This is a genomic window from Sphingobacterium sp. SGL-16 (assembly GCF_011043515.1).
Classification (GTDB): domain Bacteria; phylum Bacteroidota; class Bacteroidia; order Sphingobacteriales; family Sphingobacteriaceae; genus Sphingobacterium; species Sphingobacterium litopenaei.
The window spans coordinates 1-218 of the sequence record NZ_JAAKGQ010000142.1 but is presented as its reverse complement, the minus strand read 5'-3'; the positions used below and the strand labels follow the sequence as shown (position 1 = coordinate 218).

At 28.9% G+C, this 218-nt stretch carries 1 protein-coding gene; it reads right to left on the bottom strand.

Translation table 11 applies throughout. The features are described 5' to 3' along the window. Window positions 1-158: transposase (locus G5B32_RS17015; protein ID WP_317166129.1), on the bottom strand; the 158-nt coding region annotated here is incomplete at its 3' end. Between the last annotated feature and the right edge of the window lie 60 nt (window positions 159-218).

The window sequence follows — 218 nt, the reverse complement described above, 5'->3', positions numbered from 1 at the left end:
GATTCAAACACTTCAATTTCAAAATCTGAATTAGAAGTAATGTTTAAGAGAAAAGAACGTATATTATCTTTTAACTGACCGACAAGTAACTTTTTACGATACTTGCAAACGAAGATTAAATGACACTTTAAGTAGTGTTTTAAACGATTTGTGCTGATGTAATACTTTTTTTAGACATAGTAGCGGAGTTTTTTGTGAATGTTTCTCAATGAAAATGC